The organism is Streptomyces dioscori (genome assembly GCF_003024195.1).
In the GTDB taxonomy this organism is placed as follows: domain Bacteria; phylum Actinomycetota; class Actinomycetes; order Streptomycetales; family Streptomycetaceae; genus Streptomyces; species Streptomyces dioscori.
Genome location: NZ_KZ679039.1, coordinates 672,479 through 690,355 on the forward strand (window position 1 = coordinate 672,479; position 17,877 = coordinate 690,355).

Below are 17,877 nucleotides of genomic sequence, written 5' to 3' on the forward strand. Positions count from 1 at the left end.
CATGGGGGATCGGGACCGAAGAGATCAGGATCAAAGAGATCAGGATTAAAGGGGACGATCGGGCGGACGTGGTGAAAATTTATGCGTCCGCCCCTGAGCGAGGACTCGTCCCCGTACGTATTGTCTTGTTGAGGGGTGAACCGTTCGGCGGTTGAGAGGTGGCGGAGGGCTATGGCTCACGGCATGCGCATGGACACGCACTCCGGATACTCGGACGACGGCGGCGGTGGCGACTGGCGGGACACCGCGACGCGGTACGCGCTGCTGCCCCTGCGCGTCTTCCTCGGTGTCACCTTCATCTACGCGGGGCTCGACAAACTCACCGACAGCGCGTTCATGTCCGACTCCGGCGCCGGCTCCATCGGCGACATGATGCGTGCGGTCCGTGACTCGTCGGCGATCCCCGCTCTCCTCGACCTCTCCCTCAAGAACCCTGTCGGCTTCGGCTACGCCATCGCCCTCGGCGAGCTCGCCGTGGGCATCGGCACCCTGATCGGCCTGCTGGCCCGCCTCGCCGCAGTCGGCGGGGCACTGATCTCGCTCAGCCTCTGGCTGACGATGAGCTGGGCCGCGGACCCGTACTACTACGGCAACGACCTCCCTTACCTGATGGCCTGGCTGCCCCTGGTCCTGGCCGGAGCGGGCGTGTTCTCCGTGGACGCGTCACTCCGCTCCCGCCGACGCCGCAGGGCGGGCACCGCTTACTAGACGGGCCGACGGGCTTCACACCGACGGGCAGACGGGCTTCACACCGACGGGCCTGCGGGCCTGCATACCTCTCCGGACTCCGGGCGGGTTCGGTACGGGCTGGTCCCGGGCCGGCCTTGCAGGGCCAGCCTTGCCGGGCCGGTCCTGCATCGGGCCGAGGCGAGGCCGGCCCGAGGTGGGAGGCGGTTTGAGGCCGGGGCGGTCCGAGGCGAGGGGCGGTCGAGCCCGAGCCCTGGCCCTGGCCGCGCTAAGCCCGAGCCCGAGCCCGAGGTCGGGACTGGACCTAGTCGGCGGCTTGGCGGCCGGGCGGCCCGGCGGTGCGCTCAGCCCGGCGCCCCCGCGCCGTCCCGTGCAGGCGCCGTACGCCGACGCCGGCGTCGCCGTATCCCGTGGGCCACGCTGCCCGTGACAGCCGCCAGACACAGGCCTCCCGTGACGAGCGGTATCACCGCGAACCACGGGGTCTCCCAGAGCCCGCCCGCGTCACCGGCGTAGATGACACCCGTCAGGGTCAGGAAGAGGCCCGCTATGAGCCTGCCCGGCTTGAACTCATGACGTCGCACGGGTCACCTCCGCCTGACCGAGACCGACTTCGAGAGTGAGATCGAGCGTTCCTCCGTCCTTGCTCCCGTCCGCGGGCGCGAGGGTCAGTTCCTTGTGCTTGCCGGGAGCCACGTCCACGTCCTGCTTGTCGTCACCCGGCAACTGGATGTCCCCGACGCCCACTTCGATGTTCAGTCGCACCGTCACATCCTTCGGCACGACGACCTTGAGCTGGCCCATGCCCACCTCGGCGTTCGTCGTCACGGTCCGGCCCTTGCCGACGGCTATCCGGCTGAGATCGAGCGTGCCGATGCCCGAACCGAGGTCGTACTGCTCCTCTACGGCGGCCGCCGTGGCCGGTGTCCAGTCCACTCGCTCCCAGTGGGTCGTGATGTCCGCCGGCAGCGCCGCCGAGCAGGCCAGCAGCCCCGCCGTGACGATCGCGAGGAAGACCGAGCCCGCTCCCGTGCGCCCGCGGAACGAGCTGACCGCGATGCCCAGGCCGAACACGGCGAGCGCACAGGCCAGGCCCGTTTGCAGGCTGGTGCCGAGCGTGTGGTCGTCCCAGGTCAGACGCGTACCGAGCGCGCCCGCGACGAGGGCGAGCAGGAACACCCGGCCGCCGATCCCACTGGGGCCGCGCGGCTTGACGTCCCGCGTCCGTATGTCCCGGCCGGAGCCGCCGCCGTGCGCGATGGTGACCGCCGCCGCGATGTCCCGGTCCCAGGTGCCCTTGGGGCCCCACAGGTAGCCCGTGCCGCCCTCGTACGTACCGTCCTTGACGATGGGCTCCCGCCACCAGGAGGGGAAGGCGGCGGGCACGGGCGGTGCCTGCGCCTCGGGCGGTGCGTCGGCCACGGCCTGCGCGGCTATGGGGCCGCCCCTGCCCGAGCGCACCCGGGAGCTGGGGGACGGGTCGGGGATATCGGTACCGCGCTGCCGCGACCAGTAGCCGGCGCCCGCGAGCAGCAGCGAGAGCGTCGCCGCGAAGGTGAGCACGCTCGCGTTGTTCAGCATGGAGAGGAACACGCCGCAGCCGACCAGGGCGAACAGCACGCCCGCCAGCGCCTGGCCGTCGACGCGGCCGGTGAGGAGCTTGCGCACCTCGTTCTCCTCCTCGTCGTCGTAAGGGACGAAGAGCCAGGCGAAGCCGTAGAAGATGAGGCCGAGGCCGCCGGTCGCGGAGAGCACCGCGAGCACGATCCGGAAGATCACCGGGTCCATGTCGCACTGCCGCCCGAGCCCCGCGCACACACCGCCCAGCATCCGGTGCCGCCGGTCGCGCCGGAACCTGCGCGGAACATCGGGTACCGCTGGGTCCTCGGGCGTGGGCCTCTCCCCGGGCGCACGCGGCTCCTCACCGGCGGTGGGCGCGGTGGGCGCCGGTGCGTCCGCCCGGGCGTCCGCCGCCGGCACCGAGTCCTGCGGCCCGCGGCCAGGCCCCGGGGCCGCACTCGCGTCCGGGCCGGAGCCGGGTCCCGGCCCGGGCCCCGAATGCGCCGCGGCGTGCTGCTGATCGCTCATACGTCCATGGTGACGGCCACGACGGCCCGACGGCAGTCGGAACGACCCTGGCCGAACCCTGAATTCAGCCCCGAGACGACCCCCAGGCCCGTGCGCCACCACCCGGCGCCGGCTGACGGAGCGCGGGAGTGAGGGTGGGGGGCGGGTGCGAGAGCGGGTGCTGGGGCTGGGTGCCGGGGCCGGCGCGGTGGGGCGGCGGTGCGTGCGCGACGCGGTTCTGACGTCCTGGCAAACGGGGCCCCGGCGCGCGAGCTGCGGCTACCCCGGCGCGGTCGCCGAGCGGCGCCTTGTGACCGGGCGGTCGTGCGGCGTCGGCTCCCGGGCTGTTCAGACAGGGGGGTCCGAGTTTCGTGGCCCCGGCGCCCGAGCCGAGCGGCGTCACGGGACCGGGCGGTCGTGCGATGCCGGCTCCCGGGTCGCTCGGGAAGGGGGTCCGAGTATCGAGGTCCCGGCGCGCGAGCCGACCGGTGCCGCGTGCCCTGGCAGTCGTGCGGCGTCGGTTCCCGGCCCGTTCAGACACGGGGTTCCGCGCAGCGCGGTCCCGGCGCCTGAGATCAGGTGGTGTCGCTGGCGGAGCCGCTCAGCCCCGGCCACCGCGGCCCCTCGCACACCCGCCGGGGCCGGATTCGAAGATCAGGGGAGTCTCGGGGGTCGACCCTGATGCCCGGTGGCGCCCGGCGTGTGAACATCGATGGCATGCCGGACGCCGCAGCCCTGACCATCGAGGACCCACGGCCTCCGCGCAAGCTCTACCGCAGCAGCGACGGACGCTGGCTCGGGGGCGTGGCGCGGGGGCTCGCTGGGCATCTCGGCCTGCCCGTGATCTGGGTCCGGCTGATCTTCGCGGGCCTGTTCATGGCGGACGGCCTGGGAGCCTTGTTGTACGCGGCGTTCTGGTTCTTCGTCCCCCTGGGCGTCGGAGGCGTGGACGCCGAGAGGCCCCCCGCCCTCGCCACCGAGACCTCCCCCGACGGCCGCCGCAGGCTCGTGGCCCGCAAGCCCGACAAGGGCCAGATCGTCGCGCTGCTAGCGATGGTCGTGGTGGCCCTGATCTTCGTGGGGAACGTGGACCTGAGCGGCGGTGCCAAGGCCTATCTCTGGCCCACCGTCCTCGTCGGCGCGGGCGTGGCCCTGGTCTGGCGCCAGGCGGACAACGCCAGGCGGGCCCGCTGGATGGAGGTGGGCCGCCGCAAGCGCACGATCAGCCTGCTCCGCTCCGCGGCGGGTGTTCTGCTGGTCGCCGCGGGGGTCTCCGGGATATTCGTCCTGCAGGGCTCCGCCGCCCATCTCGGTTCGGTCCTGCAGGCCGCGCTCGCCGTCCTCGTCGGGATAGCGCTGCTGGCCGGTCCGTATCTCGTGCGTATGACCCAGGACCTCTCCGAGGAGCGCCTGATGCGCATCCGCGCCCAGGAGCGGGCCGAAGTCGCCGCGCACGTCCACGACTCGGTGCTGCACACCCTCACCCTGATACAGCGCAACGCGGAGAACGCGAGCGAGGTCCGGCGCCTGGCCCGCGCCCAGGAGCGCGACCTGCGCAACTGGCTCTACAAACCGGAGGGCACCGGCAAGGACGAGGCGGACGAACCCGACACCCTAGCTGAGGCCGTCAAGCGCAGCGCGGCGGAGGTCGAGGACAAGCACGGGGTTCCCATAGAGGTCGTGGTCGTCGGCGACTGCCTGCTGGACGACAGGATCGGCGCCCAGATGCAGGCCGCGAGGGAGGCCATGGTGAACGCGGCCAAGTACGGTGGCGACGGCGGCGCGGTGCAGGTCTTCGCCGAGGTCGAGGGAAGGACCGTCTTCGTGTCGGTCCGGGACCGCGGTCCCGGATTCGACCTGGACTCGATACCCGCCGACCGCATGGGCGTCAGAGAATCGATCATCGGCCGCATGGAGCGCAACGGCGGTACGGCCAGGCTGCGCGCGGTGCCGGACGGCGGCACGGAGGTCGAGCTGGAGATGGAGAGGGCGGAGACATGAGCGACGCGAACGAACCGACCGGAGCGGCCGGAGCAGTCGGGCCGGGCGCCGGCGCGGCCGGTGCGGATGCGGCCGGCGCGGGCTCGGCGGAGGACCCGGCGGCTTCGGCGCCCGGGCGGCGGGTGCGCGTGGTGCTCGTCGACGACCACCGCATGTTCCGTACAGGAGTCCAGGCGGAGATCGGGCAGACCGAGCGGACCGGCGTCGAGGTGGTCGGCGAGGCCGCGGACGTCGACCAGGCGGTCACGGTCATCACGGCGACCCGGCCCGAGGTCGTCCTCCTCGACGTCCACCTCCCCGGCGGCGGTGGCGTCGAAGTCCTGCGCCGCTGCTCGCCGTTGATGGCCGACCCCGAGCAGCCGGTGCGATTCCTCGCGCTGTCCGTGTCGGACGCGGCCGAGGACGTCATCGGGGTGATCCGCGGCGGCGCCCGCGGCTATGTGACGAAGACGATCACCGGCACGGACCTCGTCGACTCCGTCTTCCGCGTCCAGGACGGCGACGCCGTCTTCTCGCCCCGCCTCGCCGGCTTCGTCCTCGACGCCTTCGCCTCGACCGACGCCCCGCCGGTCGACGAGGACCTCGACCGTCTCACCCAGCGCGAGCGCGAGGTCCTGCGCCTCATCGCCCGCGGTTACGCCTACAAGGAGATCGCCAAGCAGCTCTTCATCTCCGTCAAGACGGTCGAGTCCCATGTCTCGGCGGTCCTGCGAAAGCTCCAGCTCTCCAACCGGCACGAGCTGACCCGGTGGGCGACGGCACGACGACTGGTGTAGCGCCGGCCGCCGGCCGAGCCCGGGCGGTGAGAGGTCTCTCCCTCACGCCACCCGCGTAGCCCCCGCGAACGGCATCTCGTCGATGGGCGCGACCCGTACCGGGGCCGATGGGTTGGGCGCGTGGACCATCTGCCCGTTGCCCACGTACATCCCCACATGGCTGATGCCCGAGTAGAAGAACACCAGGTCACCGGGCTGGAGTTGGGAGCGGGAGACGCGTTGGCCCGCGTTGATCTGTGCGTACGTCGTCCGGGGCAGCGAGATGCCGGCGGAGCGGTACGCGGCCTGCATCAGCCCCGAGCAGTCGAAGGCGTCGGGACCGGTGGCCCCCCACACGTAAGGGCTGCCGAGCTTCCCGTAGGCGTACGAGACCGCAGCCGCCGCCCGGGAGTTGGGCGCGGTCGTGGAGGGGGAGCCTTGGCCGAGGCCGCGGGGGGCCTGTCCTGAACGTGAGGCGCGTGCGGTGTCCGGGTCGTCCGCGCCGATGCGGGCCCGGTCCGCGTCCGGCAGCCGTGACAGCAGTTGGCGTGCCTCGCCGAGCTTGCCGGTGACTGTCTTCTTGTGGCGTTTCAGGTCCGCCTGTCGTGCGGTGAGGGTGGTGAGTTCGATGTGCGCGGCGCCGCGCAACTGCTCGATGTCGCGCAGCTGTGCGCGTACACGGGAGACCGCCGAGGCCTGCCTGCTGCCGGCCCGCTCGGCGAACGCGGCCCCGTCCAGATACCGGTCGGGGTCCGAGGAGAGCATCAGCCCCAGCGCGGGATCGATACCGCCGTCCCGGTACTGGGCGGCCGCCAGCGAACCGAGCGCGCCCCGCTCGGAGTTGAGCCGGTCCGTCTTGCGCGCCGCCTCGTCCTGCAGCGTGCCGAGCCGGTCGGCCGCCTTCGTGGACTTCTCCTTCGCGCCGTTGTACTTCTCGGTGGCGACCTCAGCCTCCTGGTACAGCTTGTCGACCTTCGCCTTCACCTGGGCCGGCGTCAGCTCGGGTGCGGCGACCCCCGTCCCGTCGAACCCGGTCGCGCTCGCCGCGCCCGCGAGGGCGATGGTGAAGGCGGTGCGGGCCGTACCGCCGCCGAGTGAGCGCTGTCTGGGCTTGCGGTGCGCTGCCACGTGCGATCCACGTTCCTTCCGTACAGCCGCCGGGGTACTGATACGTCCTCGGCGGTGGCCCTCAGGGGCTGGTTGCACGTCCGGCGGCAGCCCGCACAGGGGGAGCGGACCGCCGCCGGACCTCTTGGCGGTGGTGCCGACTGCCGCCCTGGCCCGGGCGGTTGTGGTGGGGAGCCGGTCACCTGGGGAAGGACGCTAAACCTCACGGCGCGCCGCTGGTAACGGCATGTACGGAAGTGGTGGCACTCGGCCACGAGGTGACCGGGTGCGACCGTGATCCGGGCCCGGTGCGGGCGACTTGGCGTGGTGCGGTGACCGATGGACGCGTTGTGGGGGAGCGGCACGCGCGACGGTGCTATGAGCGCGGCCCGGGGCCCGCAGGAAGCCCGGTGTGCGGGCCGGTGCGGGCCGGTGCGGGGCGGTGTGCGGGCGTCCGGTTAGGGTCCGGGCTCATGGACGTACTCATTCATGTCTTCGTCGCCCTGCACATCATCGGCATCGCCTCCCTGCTGGGCGGTTTCCTCACGCAGATGAAGGCCATGGGCGACGGCACGGCCCGTTTCACCCCCGCGATGCTCCACGGCGCGCTGACCATGCTGGTCACCGGCGCGGTCCTCGTCGGCCTCAACCAGGCCGACGACCAGACCGTCAACAACATCAAGATCGGTGTGAAGCTGGCCCTGCTGGTCGTGATCCTCGGCCTCGTCTACGTCAAACGCGACGACGAGAAGGTGGAGAAGAGCCTGTTCGCCCTGGTGGGCGGGCTGACCACGGTGAACGTCTTCATCGCGGTGCTCTGGACCTGAGCGGCCTGAGCGGCCTGAGCGGACTGAGTGGCCTGGGCGACCGCCCGGAAACACGGAACGGGAAACACGGAACCGGAACACAGAAGGGGTACGGCACACAGGTGCCGTACCCCTTGCGGTGTCCGTGTGAGCCTCTAGCCGGGCCGCACCACGCTGTGGATCGGCATGTAGTAGATCGACTCCTCGCGGACGTACGCACCCGGCTTCGGGGCGTGGATCATCATGCCGTCGCCGATGTAGATGCCGACGTGGCTGATGTCGTCGTAGAAGAAGACCAGGTCGCCGGGCTGGGCGTTGTCCACGGAGACCGTCGTGCCGGTGTCCACCTGGTCCCACGTGGTACGCGGGAGCGTCACGCCGGCGGCCTTCCAGGCGGCCTGGGTCAGACCGGAGCAGTCGTACGAACCGGGGCCGCTCGCGCCCCAGACGTACGGTTTGCCGATCTGGGCGCGGGCGAAGGCGAGCGCCTTGGCCGCCTTGGTGGAGGAGGCGGAGTCCGAGCCCGACGCGTTCCCCGACCCTGAACCCGTGGCGGTTCCCGTGTCCTGCGTCGCCGCCTCCTGGCGCCGGCGCTCCGCGTCGGCCGCCTGCTGCCGCGCCAGCTCGTCCGCCTTGCGCTGGGCCTCTTCCTGCTTCTTCCGCTCGATCGCGGCCAGGCGGGCCTTCTCCTCGGCGGTCAGCTTCGAGAGGAGCTCACGCGCTTCGGCGAGCTTCCGCTGGACGTCCGCCTTGGACGTCTTCAGCGTGCTCTGCGTCGTGGTGAGCGTCTCCAGGCCCTCGGAGGCATCCTGCCGCTTCTTCGACGTGGTGGCCCGCTCGGTGACGTACTCGTCGACGGCCTGCTTCTGGCGGGCGGTCAGCCGGTTCATCAGCTGGGTCTGGTCGAAGTAGTCCTGCGGGTTGTCCGCGAGGAGGAGGGAGGCCGTGTCGGGGGCGGAGGCCCCCGTGCGGTACTGCGCGGCGGCGAACGTCCCGAGCGCCTCACGCGCGGAGTTGAGCTTCTCCGTACGCTGCGCCACGTCGTCGAGCAGCGTGGCGACGCGCTTGCGCTGCTTGGTGGTCTTCTCCTTGGCCGCGTTGTACTTCTCGGTGGCCGTGCCCGCCTGCTGGTAGAGGTCGTCGATCTTCTTCTGGACTTCCTCCGTGCTCGGCCTGGGCTCCGCGGCCGGCGAGGCGTCCGCCGTCTGGGAGAGCAGGGCCACCGAGGTCAGGGCCGCGGTGGCGAGGGCCGGTGTCCGGATGCCCAGGGAACTGGGGGGCCGCGACTTGCGGTGTGGCGCCACGAGGGCGTCTCCTTCCGTCATCCGCCTACCGAGTTAGCTGTCGGATTCGGGCGAATGCTTCGGAAGGTTTGCCCTACGGTCCTTCTCCCGTGAGGGAGGCGGACCGATTCACCCCAGGATCGGTTGGGTCCCCGGTTCCGGAGGCCACGAGGGCATGCCGGATTCGGCGGAGCCCGCTCGGCCCGGCGTTGTTCGCCGGTGCGGGTCGAGCGGCCTACGCGAAAGTTAGCCAATACGTGTGGCACCTGTGAAGTTTGATGTGCGATATGCCCGATACATTTTCGTGACCTGGACCACGGGTGTCGTCCGCCGACGTCAATTGGTCGTGATCTGCTCCGAGTTGTCCCGGCGGCGTGTGGGAGCGGGGTGACCGGACCACGGAGCGGCGCCCGCGCCGACGGGCCGGTTCCGGTCGACTCGGGAGTGACCTCCAGTAGGCAGTGTCTGGTGCGCCCCGTCTCCGCACGGTTATACGGAGGCCGGCCGTACGCGGTTCAGATGCGGGGCGAAATCAGCGACCTGCAGCGGTACCGCCGCACACCGCAGCGCCGCCGTACCGGCCACGCCCTGTAGTGGCGTGCTCATCTCAGGTAAGGCTCTGCCCAGCGCCGCCCGCCCGGGATTCCGCCGAGTTTCCGGGGTGGCGGCCGGGTGTCAGTGGGGGCGCCTAGACTCGGAGAGCGATGAGCAGCCTCTTTGATGACAGCTTCCTGGCGGACCTCAAGCCCTCCCGGGCCCACGAGGAAGAGCCCCCGCCGCCGCCCGAGGACGAAGCCCCGGACCACGGTCCGGACGACCTGTTCGGCGGGCGCTTCGACGTGCCTCCTCCCAGCAGGCCCAGGGACGGCTACTACCGCGACGGCGCCCCGAGGCCCCTGGTGGACCCGGCCGCGCTCCTGGACGGGCTGAACGAGAACCAGCGCGCGGCGGTGGTCCACCACGGCTCACCCCTGCTCATCGTGGCCGGCGCCGGTTCCGGCAAGACCCGTGTGCTCACCCACCGCATCGCGCACCTGCTGGGCGAGCGCAAGGTGCACCCCGGCGAGATCCTCGCGATCACCTTCACGAACAAGGCCGCGGGCGAGATGAAGGAGCGCGTCGAGCAGCTCGTGGGCCCGCGGGCGAACGCGATGTGGGTGATGACCTTCCACAGCGCCTGCGTGCGGATCCTGCGCCGCGAGAGCAAGAAGCTCGGCTTCACGTCGTCCTTCTCGATCTACGACGCCGCCGACAGCAAGCGGCTCATGGCCCTGGTCTGCCGTGACCTGGACCTCGACCCCAAGCGCTTCCCGCCGAAGTCCTTCAGTGCCAAGATCTCGAACCTGAAGAACGAGCTGATCGACGAGGAGGACTTCGCCGCCCAGGCCTCCGACGGCTTCGAGAAGACCGCCGCCCAGGCCTACGCGATGTACCAGTCGCGGCTGCGCGAGGCGAACGCGCTGGACTTCGACGACCTGATCATGACGACGGTCAACCTCCTGCGCGCCTTCCCGGACGTCGCCGAGCACTACCGCCGGCGCTTCCGCCACGTCCTCGTGGACGAGTACCAGGACACGAACCACGCGCAGTACTCCCTCGTCCGGGAGCTCGTCGGCAGCGCCACGGACCCCGTGGCGCACCCCGAGGACGTACCGCCGCGGGAGGACGACCTCCCGCCCGCCGAGCTGTGCGTCGTCGGCGACGCCGACCAGTCGATCTACGCCTTCCGCGGGGCGACGATCCGCAACATCCTCCAGTTCGAGGAGGACTACCCGAACGCGACGACGATCCTGCTGGAGCAGAACTACCGCTCCACGCAGACGATCCTCACCGCCGCCAACGCGGTCATCGAGCGCAACGAATCACGCCGCCCGAAGAACCTGTGGACGAATGCCGGCGCGGGCGCGCGCATCACGGGCTACGTCGCCGACACCGAGCACGACGAGGCGCAGTTCGTCGCCGAGGAGATAGACCGTCTCACCGACGCGGGCGACGCGAAGGCAGGCGACGTCGCCGTCTTCTACCGTACGAACGCCCAGTCCCGTGTCTTCGAAGAGATCTTCATCCGGGTCGGCCTGCCCTACAAGGTCGTCGGCGGCGTCCGCTTCTACGAGCGCAAAGAGGTCCGGGACGTCCTCGCGTACCTCCGCGTGCTCGCGAACCCCGAGGACTCCGTACCGCTGCGCCGCATCCTGAACGTGCCCAAGCGCGGCATCGGCGACCGCGCCGAGGCGATGATCGACGCGCTCTCCCAGCGCGAGAAGATCAGCTTCCCGCAGGCGCTGCGCCGCGTCGACGAGGCGTACGGCATGGCGGCCCGCTCGACGAACGCCGTCAAGCGGTTCAACACGCTGATGGAGGACCTCCGGACGATCGTCGAGTCCGGCGCGGGCCCGGCGACCGTCGTGGAGGCGATCCTCGAACGCACCGGCTACCTCGCCGAGTTGCAGGCCTCCACCGACCCCCAGGACGAGACCCGTATCGAGAACCTTCAGGAACTCGCCTCCGTGGCGCTGGAGTTCGAGCAGGAGGCGGCGGCGGGCGGTGGGGCCGCGGGCACGGCGGCGAACGAGGGCGAAGCCGAGGGTGAGGCCGAGGCCGGTACGCCGACCGGGCTCGCCGCGTTCCTGGAGCGGGTGGCCCTGGTCGCCGACTCCGACCAGATCCCCGACGAGGACGAGGACGGCTCCGGGGTCATCACCCTCATGACCCTGCACACCGCCAAGGGCCTCGAATTCCCGGTCGTCTTCCTGACGGGCATGGAGGACGGCGTCTTCCCGCACATGCGTGCCCTCGGCCAGACCAAGGAGCTGGAGGAGGAGCGGCGCCTCGCGTATGTCGGCATCACCCGCGCGCGCGAGCGGCTCTATCTGACGCGGGCGTCGATGCGCAGCGCGTGGGGGCAGCCCTCGTACAACCCGCCGTCCCGCTTCCTGGAGGAGATCCCGGAGGCGCATCTGGACTGGAAGCGCACTGGTTCCATGGGAGCGGTGGCCTCCGGTCCGGTCGGCGGTGTGGCGGCCTCCCTGTCCTCCTCCCGCTCGCGCTCGGCGGCCTCGGGCGCGTCCGGTTTCGCGACGCGGCGCGGTTCCTCGGAGAAGCCGGTGGTGTCGCTGGCGGTCGGGGACCGGGTCACCCACGACCAGTTCGGCCTCGGCACGGTGGTCGGAGTCAAGGGCATGGGGGCGAACTCGGAGGCGACGGTCGACTTCGGCGGCGAGAAGCCGAAGCGTCTGCTGCTGCGGTACGCGCCGGTGGAGAAGCTGTAGGCGGCGGGACGGGGCTTGTGGGCGGGGCCGCCGACCGGGCGGCTTCCGCCGGTTCGTGGTCCCTTCGAGCAGGTGCTCGCAGGCCCTGGGTGTCCTAGGTGGGGTCGATGCCGTGGCTGCGCAGCCACGGGAGCGGGTCGATCGCCGAACCGCCGCCGGGACGCACCTCGAAGTGGAGGTGCGGGCCGGTGGAGTTGCCGGAGTTCCCGGAGTACGCGATCGGGTCGCCGGCCTTCACGACCGTCCCCGAGGCGACCTTGTACGTGGAGAGGTGGCAGTACCAGGTCTCCGTGCCGTCCTTGGCCGTCACGATGATCATGTTGCCGTAGGCGCTGTTCCACTGCGTACGGACTGTTCCGTCCGTCGCGGCCATCACCGTCGTGCCGTACGAGACCGGGAAGTCGATACCGGTGTGCACGGACATCCAGTTGATACCGGCCTGGCCGTAGTAGGCACTGAGCCCGTGCCGCGAGACCGGCAGCGCGAACTTCGGACGCAGCCGCTCCTTGCGGGCCGCCTCGGCCGCCGCCTTCTGCTTCTCGGCGGCCTGCTCGGCCTTCAAGTCGATACGTTCCTGCGTGCGGCTCGCCCGGTCCGCGAAGTCGTCCGCGTCCGCGGAGAGGCTTTCGAGCTGAGCGTCCAGCTTGTTGTTCGCGACCGACGGCTTCACGGTGCCGGCGTCGGGTGCGGCGGCCGTCGTCTGGACGTCGTCCCCGCCGTCGCCACCGGTCACGGACGCGGCGGCGATGCCGGCGACACCCATCACACAGGCCGACGGGACGGCGATCGTCAGCAGCGCGGAGCGCTTGGGCGGTGTGCGGCGGCGCGAACGGGAAGCGGAACGGCCCGCCGCGCGGGACCCGGCCCGGGAGGCCGGCGCGCCGGTGGCGACGGGAGTGATCTCCTCGACGCCGTCGAGCAGCTCGGGCTCGTCGTCGGCGTGATCATGATCGTGAGTACGTTCGTGAGCGTCGGAGTCCGCATCGGTGCGAGCGTCGGCATCGGCAGGGCCAGAGTGTTTGAACTCGCTCTGCGCGGTTACCTGTTCCTCGAACGGCACCTGCTCGAACGTGGCGGTGGCCTGCTGGTGGAACGACTCGCGCTGGTCGTACGCGTCCTGCTGGTCGTACGACTCGTGCTGCGGGTGGGGCTGGGGCTGCTCGCCGCCGTCCGAGTTCCACGCCGTGGCGTCGTACGTACCCGTCTCGAAGGTCGGCGCCGTCCACTGCTGGGTGGGGTCGGCCTGCTCGGCCTGCTGCCAGGCGTTCGCGTCCCACTGCCCGGTGCCGTCGGGGCTCGTGGCCTGCGTCGGGATCTCACTGAGCTGTTGATAACCGGAGTCCGGCCAGACACCGCTCGTGTCGTAGCTGCCGGTCTCGTAGGCAGCCGCGTGGTGCTGGGCCGCGTACGGGTCGTAGTTCAGGGTCTGATGACTGCCGGTGGTATCAGTCCAGTTACCGCTGTGGGCCGCCCCGGTCGTGTGGCCGTACGAACCCGTTCCGCCGCCGCTCCCGTCGGTTCCGCTTCCGTTGCCGGGCAGATCGCCGAAGAGGGGGTCTGTGTCGAACGTGGTCGTGGCGTAGGCGCCCGTCATGTCGTAACCACCCGTCGTTCCGTACGAGCCGGTCGCGGCCGGGTCAAAACCGGTGGCGGGATATCCGTCGTACGTGGTGAAGTCGCCGTACTGGACCCCCTGCCCGCCGTGGGACGCGTAGTGCGCCGAGGCGGCATCGGGAGCCGGAGCCGGGGGAGTTACGGTCCCCGACGGGTGACGGTCGTTCACCAACTTCTCTTTCGCCTCGACAACAGGGGCTGGCAGAGCAGTGCGGCGACTGTACCCGGCGGTATGCGGGCGCGACAATCTTCAACAGGTTTCCTCCTCTCAGGAAAGGGGCATTCGGATGCCTTTCGGCGGAGGATGGGCAGAGCTTTGGCCTTGCGTTCGATGAACGTTCGAAGAAAAGACGCCTCAGAAGGCGAACGCTGCTTCCGCTTAGGAGCTTCCCGCCGCTCCCCGTTGCCCCGGTTCGGGGTGGATCGCCGCCGGACGTCCGCTTCCGGTTGAGTCTTCGCCAGTGGCGCCGGTTTCTACGGACGGGTTTTCCACGGACGGGCCCTGTCGGTCACGCCACTGTCAGGCCGCCGGTGTGAGCGGCGGCGCGGGCGGTTTCCTCCTCCGCGTCCAGGGCCTGGCGTATGCCGGCCGCGACCGCCGGGTGCACCGGCAGGGCGAGATGTCCGATTCCGCTCACGCGCACGTTCTGTGCGAGCAGATCCGGGTGCTGGATGCACGCCGTCTCCAGCGGGACCATCAGCTGGTCGAGGTCGCTCCAGAAACTCACGAACCGCGTACGGCAGTGCGGGGCGGGCTCGCGCAGCTCTTCGAGTACGCCGGAGCCCGGGCGCATCTGCCGGACGATCGGGTGCGCGTTCATCAGTGGGACGACACGGGTGCCCGCGTGCGGTGTGCCCAGGGTGACCAGGGTCCGGACGCGGACGTCACCGCCCAGACGCTGCACGTAGTAGCGCGCGATCAGCCCGCCGAGACTGTGCCCGACGATGTCCACCTCCTGGCGGCCGGTGCGCTCGCAGATCTCCTCGATGTGCCGGCCGAGCAGCTCGGCGGCGGTCCGTATGTCGCAGGTCAGCGGGGAGTAGTTGAGCGACTCGATCTGCTGTCGGCCGTGCTGGGCCAGCGAACGGCGCAGCAGCACGAAGACCGAGCGGTTGTCTATGAAGCCGTGCAGCAGGACGACCGGGGGCTTGTCCGCGGTCGGCAGCCGGGCGGCGTCGGCGGTACCGCCCGCGTCGAGGTCCGGGTCGGGCAGGTCGGCCAGGGACTGGGCCGGGACCGGGGGCCGGCGGCGCTCCGAGGCGATGCCGGAGGGGTAGAGGACGAGATGGCCGGCAAGGATCGCGATCTCCAGGGCCGTCGCCTTCAGCAAGGTCAGTGAGAGCCCGGCCAGTCTGATGGGCAGCAGGCGCTGGCAGAGTGGAAGAAGGGGCAGCAGTGCCCTGGTGACCTTCATGGCCGACCTCCCGTCGGCGCACGGCAGGAACCCTCTGTCCCCCGTGTGCCCTCGTGGGAAGCCGATGGGTGAGGACGGCGACGGTGCACGTGCGGCGTGGGTGACGCCGGTGGAGCGACGGGCTGTCCGTCGTCGTGCGATCGCCGGTGCACCGCACCACCCCGTCGCGCGGCTGACGGCGCGGAGGTGCGGAGACCTCGTAGCGGCTTCCCTTGCGCCCGTCCCGGGTGCGAACCGTGTGTCGCGGTGTGCGGGATCGATGCGCTGCGAACTTGTCCCACCGTGTGATTTCCCCCTCGGTCTCCACCGCGAAACTGCCGGTTGCGGGATGTTGGAGATAACGTTCGTTCACTTCCCCGGACCGTGCGGTGCGGGGCGGCTGTGCCGGGCATGTCCGAGATGCATGCTTGGGATGGGCGGGGTGGCGAACAGATCCCCGCAGATCGGTGTAGTCGGTTCATGGAGGCAGTGATGGGTGTGGCAACCGGTCCGATCCGCGTGGTGGTGGCCAAACCGGGGCTCGACGGACACGATCGTGGGGCGAAGGTGATCGCGCGGGCGCTGCGGGACGCGGGAATGGAGGTCATCTACACCGGCCTCCACCAGACGCCCGAGCAAATCGTGGGCACGGCCATCCAGGAGGACGCCGACGCGATCGGGCTGTCCATCCTGTCCGGCGCGCACAACACGCTGTTCGCCGCGGTCATCGAGCTCCTGAAGGAGCGCGACGCCGCGGACATCAAGGTGTTCGGCGGCGGGATCATCCCTGAGGCGGACATCGCGCCGCTCAAGGAGAAGGGTGTCGCGGAGATCTTCACGCCCGGGGCCACGACCACGGCCATCGTGGACTGGGTTCGGGCGAACGTGCGCCAGCCTGCGTAGTTCTGCGCCCGTCGGGTCGGCCGCGGCGGCCGGGCCCGGGGGCCTGGTGTGGCGTGGGTGCGTGGGGGTCCGTTGTGGCTGGCCGCGCCGTTCCCCGCGCCCCTGGGGGGTGGGGGTGACGGTCGGGGGTTTTGCGCGGGTTCGTCGTGGCTGGTCGCGCCGTTCCCCGCGCCCCTGAGGGGGATGGGGTGACGGTGGGGGGTTTGGTGCGGGTCGGTTGTGGCTGGTTGCGCTGTTCCTCGCGCCCCTGAGGGGCGGGGCTAACGTTGTGTGAGTTCCGTCTGGATTGCTGCTCTCAGGCGGAGTGTCGTGACCAGGCGTTGGAAGGATTCCGCCCAGTAGCCTCCCGCGCCCGGCGCCGCGTTCTCCGATTCGTCGGGGACGGCCGTGAGCCCTTCGAGGCGGACGGCCTCCGCCGGATCCAGACAACGCTCCGCCAGTCCCATGACCCCGCTGAAACTCCATGGATAACTCCCCGCGTCGCGCGCGATGTTGAGCGCGTCCACCACTGCCCGCCCCAACGGGCCGGTCCAGGGCACCGCGCACACCCCGAGCAGCTGAAACGCCTCCGACAGTCCGTGCACGGCTATGAAGCCCGCCACCCACCCGGCCCGCTCCTCGGCGCTCAGCGTGCCGAGCAGCTTCGCCCGCTCGGCCAGGGAAACCGCTCCCGGCCCGCCCGCCTCCGGCGCCGCCGATGTCCCCAGCAGCGCTCTGGACCAGGAGGGGTCCCGCTGCCGCACCGCCGCCCGGCACCACGCGGCATGCAGCTCGTCCTGCCAGTCGTCGGCCACGGGCAGCGCCACGATCTCCTCCGGCGTGCGTCCCCCGAGCCGCCGCGACCAGGTGCCGAGCGGGGCGGCCTCCACCAACTGACCGAACCACCAGGACCGTTCACCCCGGCCGGCCGGAGCCTTGACCACCACGCCGTCGCGCTCCATGCCGGAATCGCACTCGTGCGGTGCCTCCACCGCGATCGTCGGAGTCGTGTGCGTGCCGTGCGTGTGGTCGATCGCGACGCAGGACTCCGCCCGCTCCGCCATCCGCCCGGCGAGCGCCGAGCCGGGCAGCGCGGACAGCAGCTCCGCCGCCGTGGCCCGCACATTGCGGCTCCGGTCGGCCAACGCCCGCTCCAGGAAGGGCTCGTCCGCCGCGCCCAGCCCCGTGCGCAACGAGTCGAGGAACATCAACCGGTCCTCGGCCCGTTCCGACGCCCACGTCCCGGAGAGCAGATCCCGCGCGGCCCCCGCGTCCCGCGCCCGGACCGCCGCCAGGAGCGCGACCCGCTCGGCGAACAGCCCCTCCTCCCACAACGCGCGCATCCGCTCCGGCTCCTCGGGCCCTGGCAGCACGGCGCCGCCGCCCGGGGCCGCCCGCAGCGCGAACCGCCAGTCCGCGTTCAGCCGGGCCAGCCACAGAGCGCGCGGCCCCGCGAACGCCAGCACCGCCGGCCGGATGTCCGTACGCCCCCGGGCCGCGTCCAGCAGAGCGGGCAGCGCCTGGGGCGGGGCCGCGAAACCCTGCCGGTTCGCCGTGGCGAGCCACTGAGGAAGCAGCTCCATGAGGTCGGGGGCCGTCCCCCGGCGGCCACCGCTTCCCGCCCCCGGCCGGTCGGCGAGCAGCATCGTCAGCCGGCGTGCCGCCGCCGGCGGCAGCGCGGGACGGGCGTCCTCCGCGGCGGGCTCGATCCGGGCCGCCGCCCGGCCCGGCCGCATCCCGGCCCGTCTCCGTACGGTCTCCACGGCCGCCGCGTCCAGCAACGCCGCCGGTGCGTCGCCCCGGGACGTGACCCCCGACGGCGCACGCCGCGTGGTCCCCAGCAGCGCCACGGTCACGAGCTCCTCCCAGTGACTCCCGGCGGACGCCTCCGCGGAAGTGGTACCGGGAGCGGAAGTGCTACCGGGAGTGGGGGCAGGGGTGCCGGTCATGGGCGTTCCTCTCTTATGAGGCGTCGTAGTCGGCGTCGTAGGAGGCGTTGCGGCAGGCGCGTC

At 71.3% G+C, this 17,877-nt stretch carries 13 protein-coding genes and 1 riboswitch; of the genes, 6 read left to right on the forward strand and 7 right to left on the reverse strand.

Annotated elements, in window-relative coordinates:
* Positions 1–171: 171 nt before the first annotated feature.
* Positions 172–708, forward strand: a complete 537-nt coding sequence (locus C6Y14_RS07585; protein WP_107015709.1) for a DoxX family protein — start codon at positions 172–174, stop codon at positions 706–708.
* A gap of 323 nt (positions 709–1,031) precedes the next feature.
* On the opposite strand, the gene C6Y14_RS07590 is transcribed toward C6Y14_RS07585, so the two are convergent.
* The gene (locus C6Y14_RS07590) at positions 1,032–1,271 is read right to left on the reverse strand and encodes a hypothetical protein (RefSeq protein ID WP_107015710.1); all 240 of its coding nucleotides are present in this window, start codon (positions 1,269–1,271) and stop codon (positions 1,032–1,034) included.
* Positions 1,258–2,775, reverse strand: a complete 1,518-nt coding sequence (locus tag C6Y14_RS07595) for a PspC domain-containing protein (protein WP_107015711.1) — start codon at positions 2,773–2,775, stop codon at positions 1,258–1,260. Before C6Y14_RS07595 ends, C6Y14_RS07590 begins: the two co-directional genes overlap by 14 nt.
* Before the next feature lie 696 nt (positions 2,776–3,471).
* Here C6Y14_RS07595 and C6Y14_RS07600 point away from each other — a divergent pair.
* Both C6Y14_RS07600 and C6Y14_RS07605 read left to right on the forward strand, forming a co-directional pair.
* The gene (locus C6Y14_RS07600) at positions 3,472–4,755 is read left to right on the forward strand and encodes an ATP-binding protein (RefSeq protein WP_199854659.1); all 1,284 of its coding nucleotides are present in this window, start codon (positions 3,472–3,474) and stop codon (positions 4,753–4,755) included.
* Positions 4,752–5,531, forward strand: coding sequence for a LuxR C-terminal-related transcriptional regulator (locus C6Y14_RS07605; protein WP_107015713.1), 780 nt, complete (start codon positions 4,752–4,754; stop codon positions 5,529–5,531). The genes C6Y14_RS07600 and C6Y14_RS07605 overlap by 4 nt, the downstream gene beginning before the upstream one ends.
* A gap of 42 nt (positions 5,532–5,573) precedes the next feature.
* Here C6Y14_RS07605 and C6Y14_RS07610 read toward each other — a convergent pair whose 3' ends face one another.
* The gene (locus tag C6Y14_RS07610) at positions 5,574–6,638 is read right to left on the reverse strand and encodes a C40 family peptidase (RefSeq protein WP_107015714.1); all 1,065 of its coding nucleotides are present in this window, start codon (positions 6,636–6,638) and stop codon (positions 5,574–5,576) included.
* A gap of 452 nt (positions 6,639–7,090) precedes the next feature.
* Between C6Y14_RS07610 and C6Y14_RS07615 the strand changes: the two genes are divergently transcribed.
* Positions 7,091–7,444 (forward strand): hypothetical protein, encoded by a 354-nt coding sequence (locus tag C6Y14_RS07615; protein WP_107015715.1) that lies wholly within the window; start codon positions 7,091–7,093, stop codon positions 7,442–7,444.
* A 134-nt stretch (positions 7,445–7,578) separates the two neighbouring features.
* On the opposite strand, the gene C6Y14_RS07620 is transcribed toward C6Y14_RS07615, so the two are convergent.
* Complete coding sequence (locus C6Y14_RS07620) at positions 7,579–8,727, reverse strand: C40 family peptidase (RefSeq protein ID WP_107015716.1); 1,149 nt, start codon at positions 8,725–8,727, stop codon at positions 7,579–7,581.
* Positions 8,728–8,734: 7 nt separating this feature from the next.
* Positions 8,735–8,906: riboswitch (cyclic di-AMP (ydaO/yuaA leader) on the reverse strand.
* A gap of 504 nt (positions 8,907–9,410) precedes the next feature.
* On the opposite strand from C6Y14_RS07620, the gene pcrA reads away from it, so the two are divergent.
* Positions 9,411–11,975 carry a DNA helicase PcrA gene (gene pcrA / locus C6Y14_RS07625; protein ID WP_107015717.1) on the forward strand — a complete coding sequence of 855 codons (2,565 nt, stop codon included), beginning with the start codon at positions 9,411–9,413 and terminating at the stop codon, positions 11,973–11,975.
* Between the two features lie 94 nt (positions 11,976–12,069).
* On the opposite strand, the gene C6Y14_RS07630 is transcribed toward pcrA, so the two are convergent.
* Together C6Y14_RS07630 and C6Y14_RS07635 are read right to left on the reverse strand one after the other, a co-directional pair.
* Positions 12,070–13,758 (reverse strand): M23 family metallopeptidase, encoded by a 1,689-nt coding sequence (locus C6Y14_RS07630; RefSeq protein WP_107015718.1) that lies wholly within the window; start codon positions 13,756–13,758, stop codon positions 12,070–12,072.
* A 340-nt stretch (positions 13,759–14,098) separates the two neighbouring features.
* Complete coding sequence (locus C6Y14_RS07635; protein ID WP_107015719.1) at positions 14,099–15,004, reverse strand: lipase family alpha/beta hydrolase; 906 nt, start codon at positions 15,002–15,004, stop codon at positions 14,099–14,101.
* Between the two features lie 471 nt (positions 15,005–15,475).
* On the opposite strand from C6Y14_RS07635, the gene C6Y14_RS07640 reads away from it, so the two are divergent.
* Positions 15,476–15,886 (forward strand): cobalamin B12-binding domain-containing protein, encoded by a 411-nt coding sequence (locus C6Y14_RS07640; RefSeq protein ID WP_107015720.1) that lies wholly within the window; start codon positions 15,476–15,478, stop codon positions 15,884–15,886.
* Between the two features lie 260 nt (positions 15,887–16,146).
* On the opposite strand, the gene C6Y14_RS07645 is transcribed toward C6Y14_RS07640, so the two are convergent.
* Entirely contained in the window at positions 16,147–17,814 is a 1,668-nt protein-coding gene (locus C6Y14_RS07645; protein ID WP_199854660.1) for a DUF5691 domain-containing protein, read from the reverse strand.
* Positions 17,815–17,877 lie beyond the last annotated feature (63 nt).

What these genes read in the sequence shown, in the direction of transcription:
- C6Y14_RS07585 (WP_107015709.1), top strand. Translation starts at nt 172, where the DNA reads ATGGCTCACGGCATGCGCATGGACACGCACTCCGGATACTCGGACGAC.
- C6Y14_RS07595 (WP_107015711.1), bottom strand. Translation starts at nt 2,775, where the DNA reads ATGAGCGATCAGCAGCACGCCGCGGCGCATTCGGGGCCCGGGCCGGGA.
- C6Y14_RS07600 (WP_199854659.1), top strand. Translation starts at nt 3,472, where the DNA reads ATGCCGGACGCCGCAGCCCTGACCATCGAGGACCCACGGCCTCCGCGC.
- C6Y14_RS07605 (WP_107015713.1), top strand. Translation starts at nt 4,752, where the DNA reads ATGAGCGACGCGAACGAACCGACCGGAGCGGCCGGAGCAGTCGGGCCG.
- C6Y14_RS07615 (WP_107015715.1), top strand. Translation starts at nt 7,091, where the DNA reads ATGGACGTACTCATTCATGTCTTCGTCGCCCTGCACATCATCGGCATC.
- pcrA (WP_107015717.1), top strand. Translation starts at nt 9,411, where the DNA reads ATGAGCAGCCTCTTTGATGACAGCTTCCTGGCGGACCTCAAGCCCTCC.
- C6Y14_RS07635 (WP_107015719.1), bottom strand. Translation starts at nt 15,004, where the DNA reads ATGAAGGTCACCAGGGCACTGCTGCCCCTTCTTCCACTCTGCCAGCGC.
- C6Y14_RS07640 (WP_107015720.1), top strand. Translation starts at nt 15,476, where the DNA reads ATGGGTGTGGCAACCGGTCCGATCCGCGTGGTGGTGGCCAAACCGGGG.
- C6Y14_RS07645 (WP_199854660.1), bottom strand. Translation starts at nt 17,814, where the DNA reads ATGACCGGCACCCCTGCCCCCACTCCCGGTAGCACTTCCGCTCCCGGT.